Origin of the sequence: Streptomyces sp. NPDC057877, assembly GCF_042796855.1 — a bacterium.
Taxonomy (GTDB): Bacteria; Actinomycetota; Actinomycetes; order Streptomycetales; family Streptomycetaceae; genus Streptomyces.
This window is the reverse complement of record NZ_JBHVMS010000004.1, coordinates 1-13073: the sequence shown is the minus strand read 5'-3', so window position 1 is coordinate 13073 and position 13073 is coordinate 1. Positions and strand designations below refer to the sequence as shown.

Sequence of the window (13073 nt, the reverse complement as noted above, 5' to 3'; positions counted from 1 at the left end):
GCCCGGCCGGATGTCGTCACCCTCTACTGCCGCGTACCTCCGTTCCGGTGAATTGACCCTCTCATTACCTGCAACGATGCAAGTTCGCAGTCAGTTCCGGTTTATTTCGAGAGAATCAGGCGACGCGGCGACCACGGCCGCACAAACCACGGCGTCGAGGCCGACCGGGCCTGCCAATTGCCGCCCTGCACACCGCCACTCCGCGCTCCCTTCCGTCACCTCCACGATCCGTGCCTCAGTCCTTTCCCGAGCAGCCGCCGTGTACACAGCCGGATTCACTCCCGCGTCAGTGACCGATGGGGTTCCGTCGGGGGGCGGCGGGTTTCCCTGGTGGTGTGGTGGGCGGTGTCCCCCGGTGTGCGGCTGGTCCGCTTGGGGCCCCCTCCCCTCCCCCTCCACCCCTCCCCCCGCCACCGCCACCCGCACAGCCCGCGCCCCCTCCGCCAGTGACGCCCCCGTCGTCATCAGGTCGTCCACCAGCACCACCGCCCCGCCCCGCAGCAACCGCACCCCACCGGGCACCACCCCCAACGCCCCCGCGAGGTTGTCCAACCGCTGCCGGGAGTCAAGACCCGACTGGTCGACCACGCCCCGCCGCTGCCGCAGCACGGCGAGCACCCGCGCGGGCGTCCCCGTCCGCCGCAACTCCCCCGCAGCGGCAAGGGCGATCCGCCGCACCGGATCATGACCCCGCGCCCGGACGGCAGCCCGCGCCGACGGCACCGGCACAAGCAGCACCCCCTCCTCTACGACGCCCCTACCGCCGTACGCCCTCGCACCCCTCTCCTCCGATCCATCCACAAGCCCGGCCCGCACCGCGCCCGCCAGCGCCGCACCGAGCGGCCGGGCGAGCGCCAGCGCACCCCGCTCCTTGTGGGCCAGCAACACCGCGCGCACCTCGTCCGAGTACCCCGCCGCCGCGTGCACCACCGGCAACCCGCGTGGCTCCGGCAACGGCCGCACCCGGCGCGGCTCATCCCCGCTCAGGGCCGCACGGCACTCCGGGCAGAGCACCGTGCGCGGCCGTCCACAGCCTCCGCAGTCGGCCGGCAGCACCAGGTCGGCGAGTTCCTGCCACCACCCCCGCATGTGCACCACTCTGCCAACGCCCGCCCCATCCGGCCACCCCTGTGGAAAACTGCTGTGGATAACTCGACGGCCAGTGGAAATGCCCCCGCACAAGCGCGAAAACCGCACCCGCGACCGCCCAAGCGAACGAAAAACGGCCGCCCCGCCGGACCATCCGACGAAACGACCGTTCCCTCACGCAAGCGGCTGCCGCCCAAAGAGCCGCACCCAGCCAGCTACGCCCCAGTCAGTCACCACCCGAGCCGGGAGACCTCACCCCGGATAAACCGGCGCCGCCCCCTCCTTGACCACCTTCTGCCACTGCGTCCCGGACGGCAGCCGCACGATCCCGTCCTCCGACGAGTGCGCCACCAGCGGCAGCCGGTCGTCCTCGGACGCGGCGATCTCCTGCACGCCGGTCAGCGCGTCGGGCGCGGGCCCCTCCGGAGTGGAGCCGTCGATCTGGACGTAGCGCATCTGCTGCACACCGTCCTTCTCGCGCCCGACCACCACGAGGCGGCTGTCACCGGCCCACGACATGGCGGCGACCTCCGTCAGCTCGGGTGTCGCGGACCGCAGTTCGCGGATGGACACCGCCGACTGCTCGCCGACCCGCTCCCACTCGATCCGCCCGACGAGCAGCGACTGCTCGTCGTCCTTCTCGACGACGAGCGCGACGCGCACCCCGTCGGCGGCCACCCGCAGGGACTTGATACGGCCGTCCAGCCCGGGCGTGCTCACCTGGAGGGGTTCGCCCTTGCCGTCGCGCAGCAGCAGGAGCCGCGGGTTGGCGGGGTCGCGGTCGGCGACCCACAGATCACCGCGCGCGTCCCAGCTGGGCGCCGTCAGCCGGTCGGCCTCCGTCTTGCCCGCGCTGAGCAGCACGGCGTCCCCGAGCGAGCCGCCCGAGGCCAGTGAGCCGACGTAGAGGGCCTTGCCGTCGAGGCCGACACCGGCCGCGGTGTGCTCGTCGCGGGAGACCGCGGCGGACCGCAGGGGTGTGGCGCCCTCGCCCAGCGCGCCCGGCACGGGCTCGGCGCTCGTCGTGCGGCTGTCGGCGGGGATGCGTACGAGCCGGTGCTTGTCGTCGAGGAAGTACAGGTTCTCGGCCTGGTGCGCCGAGCCGACGGCCGCGACGGCGGGCGCCTGGTCCTCGCGCAGGTCGCACAGTTCCCGGTCGCCCGCGCGGAGTTCCACCTCGTCCACCGCGGGGGTGAGGCTCTGGAGCGTGAACAGCAGCTGGGCCGCCATCTCGTCGCACTTGGCGGTACCGACCCGCGCGGCCTTGCCGTTCAGCGGCACGGTCAGCCGGTTCTGCTCGTCGGGGGTGAGCCTGACGCCCTTGCGCAGTGCCGTACCGGTGGGGAAGCTCGACCTGGCCACGGGCCCGAGCCAGCTGGTGGGCCCGTTGAGCAGCGAGTGCACCACCTGCGTCATGGGGTCCACCCGTCGGCGCACGTACACGGGGTCGGCGACGGCGGCGGGCTGTGACGCGGTCCCCGCCTCGGTGTCCCCGGCGTTGGAGGCGAAGTAGTACTTGTTGACGGACATGTAGTTGCGCTGGAAGTCCGACTCACCGATGACGACGCCCTGCGGCAGCCCGTCGATGCGCCACTGCCCACTCTTCCGCTCCCGGACGAGGTGCACCTGCCTGCTGTACTGGCCGTCGGCGGGCGCGTACGACTGCTGTACGTCCAGCAGGGCGACCTTGGTGCCGGTCAGGGTGAACGAGTAGTCCTCGCCCTCCTCGCCGCTCCCCGTGAGGTCGGTCGCGGTGTCGGGCCCGTTGGCCAGCACGGTGGTGGACAGTTCGGGCAGCCACTTCTTCGCGGCGTTCTCGCTCAGATACTGCTTCGCCGTCTCATAGTGCGGATCATCGCTGGTCAGCGCCTCCAGGAAGCCCTGCATGATCTCGGCGGGCTCCGCGTCCTCCCGCGGCGGCATCGCGAAGACCCGCACCTGGGTGTCCTGCCGTGGGGTGGACTCCACGTCCCGCAGATCCCCGCGGTCCGGCATCGACGCGCACCCGGCCAGCAGTACGACGCCACAGGCGACGTACGCCACCGCGCGCCCCGATGCCCGGCGGGTGCCTCCCGCGCGGTCAGCGCCCACGAAATGCCTCCCCTTGTCCGCCGGGCTGCTCGGCCCCGGCGTCGGCTCCCTGATCGGCGGGACGGTCCTGGGCCGCGCCACGCGGCGACGGTGCGCTGCCCGGCCGGGCCACCACGCGTGCGCCGTTCCCGGGCAGTGCCGTCGGGTCGGCGGACGGGGCGACGGCCGCGAGCCGGGCCGCCGCTATCGGGTCGCGCGGCGGCACCTGACCGCTGCCGGTGCTCTGCGCGGGCACCATCGCGGTCTTCTCGCCGCCGCTCGGCGCACCGGCGTCGGTGAGTCCGCGGTTGCGGCGCGAGTCCTTCGGTTCCAGCGGTATCGGCGAGCCCCGCAGCGGCTCGTCCGCGGTGCGCGGCAGGGTCAGCCGGAACTGCGAGCCGCCGCCCGGTTCGCCCCACGCCTGGAGCCAGCCGCCGTGCAGCCGCGCGTCCTCCAGGGCGATGGACAGGCCGAGGCCGGTACCGCCGGTGGTACGCGCGCGTGCCGGGTCGGCCCGCCAGAAGCGGTTGAAGACCCTGGTGGCCTCGCCGGGCTTGAGGCCGACGCCGTAGTCCCGGACCGCGACGGCGACCGCGCCGCCCGCCGAGGCGAGCTTGACCATGACGTCCCGGCCGTCGCCGTGCTCGACGGCGTTGACGACGAGGTTGCGCAGCACGCGCTCCACCCGCCGGGCGTCCGCCTCGGCGACGACGGGCTGCTGGTCGCCGACGATGCGTATCCGGCTGCCCTTGCGCTCGGCGAGCGGCTCGGCGCCGCTGACGACGCGCCGTACGACCTCCCTGAGGTCTATCGGCTCGGCCTCCAGCGCGGCGGCGCCCGCGTCGAAGCGGCTGATCTCCAGCAGGTCCGACAGCAGTGACTCGAACCGGTCCAGCTGGTCGGCGAGCAGTTCGGCGGACCGCGCGGTCACGGGGTCGAAGTCCTCGCGCGCCTCGTGGATGACGTCCGCGGCCATCCGCACGGTCGTCAGCGGCGTCCGCAGCTCGTGCGACACGTCGGACACGAAGCGCCGCTGCATCCGCGACAGGTCCTCGAGTTGCTGGATCTTCAGCTGCAGATTCTGGGCCATCTTGTTGAAGGCCTCACCGAGGCGTGCGATGTCGTCCTCGCCGGTGACCTTCATACGTTCCTGGAGCCGCCCGGCGGACAGCCGTTCGGCGATGCCCGCGGCCATCCGCACCGGCGTGACGACCTGCCGCACCACCAGCCAGGCGATCGCCCCGAGCAGTACGACGACGAACAGTCCGGCGGTCGCCAGCGTGCCCTTGACCAGGCTGAGCGACTTCTCCTCCTGTGTGAGCGGGAAGAGGTAGTACAGCTCGTAGGGGTCGCCGTTGGGGTCCTTGACCTGCTTGCCGATGACGAGGGCGGGCTGTGCGGCCTTGTCGCCGTCGAGGTAGGCGATGCGGGTGTAGCTCTGGGCGGCGACCGTGTTGCCGTTGACCCGCTCGCGCAGGTCGGCGGGGACGCTCTCGTTGGGGTCGACACCGCCGGAGGCGCGCGGTCCGCGCCCGCCGCCGCTGTCGTCGCCGGTCGGCAGGGTCACCACGTCGAAGGCGCCCTGGCCGCCGCTGGAGAGCGAGGAGACGAGGTCGCTCATCCACTGGATGACGTTCTGGGAGGACTGGCCGTCCACCGCGGCCGGTTTCTCCCCCGTCGCGCCCATCGTCTCGTCGGCCCGCTGCTTGGCCGCGGCGAACCCGCCGGTGGCCTGGCTCTGGGATGCCTTCACCTTGGCGTCCAGCAGGCCGTTGCGTACCTGCCCGATGACCACGAAGCCCAGCAGCAGTACGACGCCGAGTGACATCAGCAGCGTGGTGACGACGACCTTGAGCTGGATGTTGCGGCGCCACAGCCGCATCACGGGCAGCAGCGGTCGGCGCACCCAGCGCATGAACAGCCGAAGGACCGGGCTGCCCTGCACGCCACCGTGCAGCAGCCCGCCCTCCAGCAGGCGGCCCCAGCGGGAACGCGCCGTGTCCCGGCCGACAGGCCGCCCCGCACGGGCCCCGGACCGGCCGGGCGCCGAAGCGGCGCTGTCACCGGACATGTCAGCTCGGCCCCGCCTTGTAACCGACACCACGCACAGTCACCACGATCTCCGGCCGCTCCGGGTCCTTCTCGACCTTGGAGCGCAGCCGCTGCACATGCACATTGACCAGCCGGGTGTCCGCCGCGTGCCGGTAGCCCCAGACCTGCTCGAGGAGCACCTCACGCGTGAACACCTGCCAGGGCTTGCGCGCGAGCGCCACCAGCAGGTCGAACTCCAGGGGCGTCAGCGCGATCGACTGCCCGTCCCGCTTCACGGAGTGCCCGGCCACGTCGATGACCAGGTCGCCGATGGCGAGCTGCTCCGGAGCCGGTTCCTCGGACCTCCTCAGCCTGGCCCGGATCCGGGCCACCAGTTCCTTCGGCTTGAACGGCTTCACGATGTAGTCGTCGGCCCCGGACTCCAGGCCCACCACCACGTCGACGGTGTCGCTCTTGGCCGTGAGCATCACGATCGGAACCCCGGACTCCGCCCTGATCAGGCGGCACACCTCGATCCCGTCACGCCCCGGCAGCATCAGGTCCAGCAGCACGAGGTCCGGTTTGGTCTCACGGAAAGCGGCCAACGCCTTGTCACCGTCGGCTACGAAAGACGGCTCAAAACCCTCACCACGCAACACGATGCCGAGCATCTCGGCCAGTGCGGTGTCGTCGTCGACGACAAGGACTCTTCCCTTCATAAACGACATCATCCCATTAGCTAATCGTTACCTGGCGTGACCTGGCACACAGCTCGGCAAGCGCCTCGCCCGTCACGGGCGAGACGACGCCTTCCTCGGTGACGATCGCCGTCACCAGTTCGGGCGGTGTCACGTCGAACGCCGGGTTGTACGCCTGGGTCCCCAGGGGTGCCACCGGTATCCCGCCTCCCGCTCCAGCCACCGGCACCTGAGGTGCTGTGACCTCGGTCACTTCGAATCCGGGACGCTGTTCCACCTCGATGGACGCCCCGTCCGGCGTGTCCGCGTCCACCGTCGTCACCGGTGCCACCACGATGAACGGCACATGGTGATACCGCGCGAGCACCGCGAGCGGATAGCTCCCCACCTTGTTCGCCACCGAACCGTCGGCCGCGATCCGGTCGGCACCGATCAGCACCGCGTCCACCTCCCCGGCCGCGAACAGCGAACCCGCCGCGTTGTCGGTGAGCAAGGTGTACGCCATGTCGTTGCGCGCCGCCTCGTACGCCGTCAGGCGAGCACCTTGCAGCAACGGACGCGTTTCGTCCACCCACAGCCGCCGCAGCCGCCCCCGCCGGTGCGCCGCGAGCGCCACCGCGAACGCCGTCCCCTCACCGCCCGACACCAGCGCCCCGGTGTTGCAGTGCGTGAGAATACGGTGCCCACCACTCGGCAGCAGCTCGTCCAGCAGCGCCAGCCCGTGCGCCGCCATCCTGGCGCTGGCCTCGGCGTCCTCCTGGTGCAGCCGCCGCGCCGCCGCCAGCGCCGCCCGGGCCGCTTCGTCGGCGTCACCACCGCGCGCGAGCACCGCGTGATAGGCGTCCTGCGCCCTGCGCACCCCCACGGAGAGGTTCACCGCGGTGGGCCGGGCACCCGCCAGCGCCACCGCCGCCTCGTCCACGTCGAAACCGCGGACGGCGGCGAGCGCGACCCCGTACGCCCCCGCGATACCGAGCACCGGCGCCCCGCGCACGGCGAGCGACCGGATCGCCTCCACCAGCACGAGCGCGTCCGTGCAGACCAGTTCGACCTCCTCGGCCGGCAACCGCGTCTGGTCGAGGAGGACCAGAACGGGGCCTTCGGGTGGTTCTTCCCAACGGAGCACCGGGATGCCGGGCGGCCGCTTGTCTTCGCCGGATTGCGCGCGCTGATCAGCCATGCCGTCAGTCTGCCCGCTACCGGGCGGACAATTGAAGGTGCACAGCCCCTACCGCGGCCGGTCCCTCCCCGACCGCACCATGGCACGATGTTGGCCAACCTGCCGCCGCACCCGCGGACGGGCACCGTGAAGGAGCGACGATGAACGACACTCCGGGCTGGGCCTCGCCCGGATCCGCCCCGTCGGACGGGCAGCAGCCGGGCACCCCCGGCGCCGCCGGTCCGGCCGACCGCCCCGATCCCGCGCAGCAGCCCGCGGCACCCACGGAGCAGCCGGGCACGGACCCACAGGGCCCCGGCTCGAAGTGGTCCAAGGAGCAGCCCCCACCCGCGCAGTGGTCCGCCCCCACAGGCCCGCAGAGCCCCGGCCAGGCTCCCCCGCCGCCACCCCCGGGCCCCGGCTGGGGCACCCAGCCCCCCGGCGGCCACAGCGGCGGCCAGGGCGGCTGGGGAGGCCCCGGTGGATACGGCGGCGGCTACGGCGGTGGATACGGCGGCTGGGGCGGCGGCGCCTGGGGCGGCCCCCCGCCCGCGGCCAAGCCCGGCGTGATCCCGCTGCGCCCGCTCGGCGTCGGCGAGATCCTCGACGGCGCGGTCTCCACCATGCGCACCTACTGGCGCACCGTGCTGGGCATCTCCCTGACCGTCGCCGTCGTCACCGAGATCATCGTCATCCTCGTCCAGGGCCTCTTCCTGAACGACTACGCCGACACCGAGGCCCTCGAAGACCCCAGCGCCACCCTGAGCGAACTCACCAGCGCCATGGGCAGCGCCATGCTCGGCTCCGGCATCCTCTTCGTGATCTCCCTGGTCGGCACCGTCGTGGCCACCGCCCTGCTCACCACCGTCACCAGCCGCGCCGTCCTCGGCAGGCCGGTCACCACCGGCGAGGCCTGGCGCGACGCCCGCCCCCAGGTCCCCAAGCTGTTCGGCCTGATCACCCTGCTGCTGTTCATCGCCCTCGGCGTGGCCTTCGCGGGCGCGGTGCCCGGCCTGCTGATCGTCCTCGCGGGCGGTGGCGCCGCGGGCGCCGCACTCGCCGTCCTCGGCGCCCTCGCCGGCGGGATCGTCGCCCTGTGGCTGATGATCCGCTTCTCCCTCGCCTCGCCCGCGCTGATGCTGGAGAAGCAGGGCATCAAGAAGGCGCTCAGCCGCTCCACGAAGCTGGTGCGCGGCTCCTGGTGGCGGGTCTTCGGCATCCAACTGCTCGCCACGATCATCGCGAACATCGTCGCGGCGATCGTCGTCATCCCCTTCACCTTCCTCGCCGCCGCACTCAGCGGCGACGGCGTCGGCGGCTTCCTCAACGGCACCGGCGACTTCGGCTGGACCTTCCTCATCATCAGCGGCGTCGGCGCGGTGATCGGCTCCATGGTCACCTTCCCGATCACGGCCGGTGTCGCGGTCCTGCTCTACATCGACCAGCGCATCCGCCGTGAGGCCCTCGACCTCGAACTCGCCCGCGCCGCGGGCGTCCAGGACCCCACCCCCGGCACCACCCCCGGGAGCTGATGCGGTGATCCTCGCCGGGGGAGTCCTCACGACGGCACCCGCAGCCCTGCCGGGCGCCGTCGACACGGCCGTACGATCCCTGCCGCGCGCCCACGCCACAGCCGTGCACCCCGTGTCCCTGCTGTCCGCCGACGACGAGCCGCCGCTGACGACCCCGCGCGACCCCGCGCGGGAAGCAGCCCGGCGCGAACTGTCCAAGCGGATGTACCACGAGGACGACCCCGGCCTGTTCCAGCGCGCCCTCGACGCCTTCTGGGACTGGGTCGAGGAACTCCTCAGCAGCGCGGCGTCCGCGACCCCGGGCGGCACCGTCGGCCTCATCGTCATCATCCTCGCGGTGATCGCCGTACTGGCCGCCCTGTGGTGGCGCCTGGGCACCCCGCAACGCCAACCCGCCACCTCCGCCGCCCTCTTCGACGACCGCCCCCGCAACGCCGCCGACCACCGCGCCGCCGCCGAGGCCCACGCCGCCCAACGGCACTGGAACCAGGCCCTCCAGGAACGCATGCGCGCCGTCGTCCGCGCCCTCGAGGAACGCGCCCTCCTCGACACCCGCCCCGGCCGCACCGCCGACGAGGCAGCCGCCGAAGCGGGCCGCGCCCTGCCCGCCCACGCCGACCGGCTGCGCACCGCCGCCCGCGACTTCGACGACGTCACATACGGCGGCCGAACCGCCACCGAGCAGGCATACCGCCGCCTCACCGCACTCGACCGCGACCTGGAACGCGCCAAACCCCAGCTCGCCACCAGCAGCACCAACGCCCACAGCGCGGACCACACCCGCCCGGGAGCCGCCGGATGACCACCGAGGCAACGCTCCCCCCCACCACCGAGGCCACGCCCCCGACCACCTCCGCCTCGCCCACCGCCCGCCAGGTGTGGACCCGCGCGCGAGGCATCGCCCTCGCCTTCGTCGTCCTCCTCGCGGGCGCCGTCGTCATCGCCGTGATCCGCTCCGACGCCAAGCACGGCGCCCTCGACCCACGCTCCGCCGACCCGCAGGGCAGCCGCGCCGTCGCCGAACTCCTCGCCGACCGCGGCGTGTCCACGCGCGTGGTCACCACCCTCGACGAGGCCCGCTCCGCGGCCGCCCCGGACGCCACCCTCCTGGTCGCCGCCCCCGACCTGCTGACCCACCGCCAACAGACGCTGCTGCGCTCCTCCGTGGCCGACACCGGCACCCGTACCGTCCTCGTCGCCCCCGGCGGCCCCTCCGTCGAACGCCTCGCCCCCGGCGTCACCGCCGACCCCGCCACCAGCCTCGAATCGGCACTCGCCCCCGACTGCGACCTGCCCGCCGCCCGGCGCGCGGGCACCGCCGACACCGGCGGCCACCGCTACATCACCACCCACCCCGACGCCGTCCGCTGCTACCCCAGCGACCGCCTCGCCACCCTCGTACAGCTCCCGGACCAGTCCGGGGACGGCGACACCATCGTCCTCGGCGCGCCCGACATCCTCGTCAACGACCACCTCGACGAGCAGGGCAACGCCTCGCTCGCGCTCCAACTCCTCGGCTCGCGCCCCCATCTGGTCTGGTACCTCCCCTCACTGTCCGACGCCTCCGCCACCACCCCCGAAGAAGACAGCGGCCTCTTCGACCTGCTCCCCTCCGGCTGGCTCTGGGGCACCCTGCAACTCCTCATCGCCGCAGCCCTGGCCGCCCTCTGGCGGGCACGCCGACTCGGCCCCCTGGTGCCCGAAAGACTCCCCGTCGCGATCCGCGCCTCCGAAACCGTCGAAGGCCGCGCCCGCCTCTACCGCAAGGCGAACGCCCGAGACCGCGCCGCCACCGCTCTCCGCTCCACCACCCGCACCCGCCTCGCCCCCCTCGTAGGCATCCCCGTCACCCAGGCGCACACGCCCGAGGCCCTGCTTCCCGCCCTTGGCGCCCATCTCCGCGCGAACGGCGACGGACAGCCCCTGCACACCCTCCTCTTCGGCCCGCCGCCCGGCGACGACACAGCCCTCATCGCACTCACCGACCAACTCGACGCCCTCGAAAGAGAGGTACGCCGTCCATGATGGACCCGACCACTGACAACGCCGGGCAGAGCGGCGACCCGGGCGACGCCCGAGCCGCCCTCGAAGCCCTGCGCGCCGAGATCGCCAAGGCCGTGGTCGGCCAGGACCCCGCCGTCACCGGCCTCGTCGTCGCCCTCCTGTGCCGCGGCCACGTCCTCCTCGAAGGCGTCCCCGGCGTCGCCAAGACCCTCCTCGTCCGCGCCCTCGCCGCCGCCCTCGACATCGACACCAAGCGCGTCCAGTTCACGCCGGACCTCATGCCGAGCGACATCACCGGCTCCCTCGTCTACGACACCCGCAGCGCCGAGTTCTCCTTCCAGCCCGGCCCGGTCTTCACCAACCTCCTCCTCGCCGACGAAATCAACCGCACCCCACCCAAGACCCAGTCGTCCCTCCTCGAAGCCATGGAGGAACGCCAGGTCACCGTCGACGGCACCCCCCGCCCCCTCCCGGAACCCTTCCTGGTCGCCGCCACCCAGAACCCGGTCGAGTACGAGGGCACCTACCCCCTCCCCGAAGCCCAGCTGGACCGCTTCCTCCTCAAACTCACCATCCCCCTGCCCTCCCGCCAGGACGAGATCGACGTCCTCACCCGCCACGCCGGAGGCTTCAACCCACGCGACCTGCGCGCCGCGGGCGTACGCCCCGTAGCGGGCCCCGCGATCCTGGAAGCGGCCCGCACCGCGGTCGCCAAGACGACCGTCTCCCCCGAGATCACCGCCTACGTCGTCGACATCTGCCGAGCCACCCGCGAATCCCCGTCCCTCACCCTCGGCGTCTCCCCACGCGGCGCCACCGCCCTCCTCGCGACCTCCCGCGCCTGGGCCTGGCTCACCGGCCGCGACTACGTCACCCCCGACGACGTGAAGGCCCTCGCCCTGCCCACCCTCCGCCACCGCGTCCAGCTCCGCCCCGAGGCCGAGATGGAAGGCGTCACAGCCGACTCCGTCATCAACGCCGTCCTCGCCCACGTCCCCGTCCCCCGCTGATGGCCCTCACCGGACGCGCCGCGCTCCTCGCGGCCCTCGGCTCCCTCCCCGTCGGCATCTGGGACCCCAGCTGGACGGGCATCCTCGCCGTCAACGCCCCCCTGGCCCTGGCCTGCGCCTGCGACTTCGCCCTCGCGGGCCCCGTACGACGCCTGCGCCTGACCCGCTCCGGCGACACCTCCGCACGCCTCGGCGAACCGGCGGACGTCACCCTCACGATCACCAACCCCTCCGGCCGCCCCCTGCGCGCCCATCTCCGCGACGCCTGGCCCCCCAGCAGCTGGCAGCCAGGCACCGAGGTCGACTCCTCCCGCCACCGCCTCACAGTCCCCCCAGGCGAACGCCGCCGCGTCACCACCCGCCTACGCCCCACCCGCCGCGGCGACCGCCAAGCCGACCGCGTCACCATCCGCTCCTACGGTCCCCTCGGCCTGCTCGCCCGCCAGGGCACCCACCGCGCCCCCTGGACCGTGCGCGTCCTGCCCCCCTTCACCAGCCGCAAGCACCTGCCCTCGAAACTCGCCCGCCTACGCGAACTCGACGGCCGCACCAGCGTCCTGCAACGCGGCGAGGGCACGGAATTCGACAGCCTCCGCGAATACGTCCCCGGCGACGACACCCGCTCCATCGACTGGCGCGCCACCGCCCGCCAGTCCACCGTCGCGGTCCGCACCTGGCGCCCCGAACGCGACCGGCACATCCTCCTGGTCCTCGATACGGGCCGCACGTCCGCGGGCCGCGTAGGCGACGCCCCTCGTCTGGACGCCTCCATGGACGCCGCCCTCCTCCTCGCGGCCCTGGCATCCCGCGCGGGCGACCGAGTCGACCTCCTCGCCTACGACCGCCACGTCCGCGCCATCGTCCAGGGCCGCACCGCAGGCGACGTCCTCCCCTCCCTGGTCAACGCCATGGCCACCCTCGAACCCGAACTCGTCGAGACAGACGCCAGAGGCCTCACCGCCACCGCTCTGCGTACGGCCCCCCGCCGCTCCCTGATCGTCCTGCTCACCGCCCTCGACGCGGCCCCGGTCGAAGAAGGCCTCCTCCCCGTCCTCGCGCAGCTCACCCAGCGCCACACGGTCCTCCTGGCCTCCGTCGCGGACCCCCATATCACCCGCATGGCGCAGTCCCGAGGAACCACCGAAGCCGTCTACGAGGCCGCAGCCGCCGCCCAGGCCCAGTCCGAACGCCACCGCACGGCAGAACAACTCCGCCGCCACGGCGTCACGGTCGTCGACGCGACACCGGACGAACTGGCACCCGCACTGGCGGACGCCTACCTGACCCTGAAAACAACGGGACGCCTGTAAGGAAGACAGGCCAGGGGGCACACCCCTAAACGCAGAAAACCCCGCATCCGAAGATGCGGGGTTTCCTCAAAATTTGTTCGGCGGCGTCCTACTCTCCCACAGGGTCCCCCCTGCAGTACCATCGGCGCTGTAAGGCTTAGCTTCCGGGTTCGGAATGTAACCGGGCGTTT

The 13073-nt window shown here is 72.8% G+C and carries 10 protein-coding genes and 1 rRNA gene; 5 read left to right on the top strand and 6 right to left on the bottom strand.

What is annotated here, in order from left to right; translation table 11 throughout:
* Positions 1 to 90: 90 nt before the first annotated feature.
* From ACFVQG_RS11585 to mtnA, 5 genes are all read right to left on the bottom strand, one after another.
* A complete protein-coding gene (locus ACFVQG_RS11585) occupies positions 91 to 1089 on the bottom strand; it encodes a ComF family protein (RefSeq protein ID WP_383379848.1) in 999 nt (332 codons plus the stop codon).
* 252 nt (positions 1090 to 1341) lie between these two features.
* Complete coding sequence (locus tag ACFVQG_RS11580) at positions 1342 to 3180, bottom strand: LpqB family beta-propeller domain-containing protein (protein ID WP_383379845.1); 1839 nt, start codon at positions 3178 to 3180, stop codon at positions 1342 to 1344.
* Positions 3170 to 5230, bottom strand: a complete 2061-nt coding sequence (mtrB, locus tag ACFVQG_RS11575) for an MtrAB system histidine kinase MtrB (protein ID WP_383379842.1) — start codon at positions 5228 to 5230, stop codon at positions 3170 to 3172. Before mtrB ends, ACFVQG_RS11580 begins: the two co-directional genes overlap by 11 nt.
* A 1-nt stretch (position 5231) precedes the next feature.
* On the bottom strand, positions 5232 to 5921 hold the full coding sequence (gene mtrA / locus ACFVQG_RS11570) for a two-component system response regulator MtrA (protein WP_015659998.1): 690 nt from the start codon (positions 5919 to 5921) through the stop codon (positions 5232 to 5234).
* A 4-nt stretch (positions 5922 to 5925) separates the two neighbouring features.
* The gene (gene mtnA, locus ACFVQG_RS11565; protein WP_383379837.1) at positions 5926 to 7068 is read right to left on the bottom strand and encodes an S-methyl-5-thioribose-1-phosphate isomerase; all 1143 of its coding nucleotides are present in this window, start codon (positions 7066 to 7068) and stop codon (positions 5926 to 5928) included.
* Between the two features lie 140 nt (positions 7069 to 7208).
* Here mtnA and ACFVQG_RS11560 point away from each other — a divergent pair, with 140 nt between their 5' ends.
* From ACFVQG_RS11560 to ACFVQG_RS11540, 5 genes are read left to right on the top strand one after another with little or no spacing between them, the layout of a single operon-like run.
* Positions 7209 to 8579, top strand: coding sequence for a glycerophosphoryl diester phosphodiesterase membrane domain-containing protein (locus ACFVQG_RS11560; protein ID WP_383379834.1), 1371 nt, complete (start codon positions 7209 to 7211; stop codon positions 8577 to 8579).
* A 4-nt stretch (positions 8580 to 8583) separates the two neighbouring features.
* The gene (locus ACFVQG_RS11555) at positions 8584 to 9381 is read left to right on the top strand and encodes a DUF4129 domain-containing protein (RefSeq protein WP_383379831.1); all 798 of its coding nucleotides are present in this window, start codon (positions 8584 to 8586) and stop codon (positions 9379 to 9381) included.
* Positions 9378 to 10604 carry a DUF4350 domain-containing protein gene (locus ACFVQG_RS11550; RefSeq protein ID WP_383379828.1) on the top strand — a complete coding sequence of 409 codons (1227 nt, stop codon included), beginning with the start codon at positions 9378 to 9380 and terminating at the stop codon, positions 10602 to 10604. Before ACFVQG_RS11555 ends, ACFVQG_RS11550 begins: the two co-directional genes overlap by 4 nt.
* A complete protein-coding gene (locus tag ACFVQG_RS11545) occupies positions 10604 to 11593 on the top strand; it encodes an AAA family ATPase (protein ID WP_383379825.1) in 990 nt (329 codons plus the stop codon). The genes ACFVQG_RS11550 and ACFVQG_RS11545 overlap by 1 nt, the downstream gene beginning before the upstream one ends.
* On the top strand, positions 11593 to 12903 hold the full coding sequence (locus ACFVQG_RS11540; protein WP_383379822.1) for a DUF58 domain-containing protein: 1311 nt from the start codon (positions 11593 to 11595) through the stop codon (positions 12901 to 12903). Before ACFVQG_RS11545 ends, ACFVQG_RS11540 begins: the two co-directional genes overlap by 1 nt.
* 75 nt (positions 12904 to 12978) lie before the next feature.
* Here the strand turns inward: ACFVQG_RS11540 and rrf are convergent.
* A 5S ribosomal RNA gene (gene rrf, locus ACFVQG_RS11535) occupies positions 12979 to 13073 on the bottom strand; the annotation flags it as partial.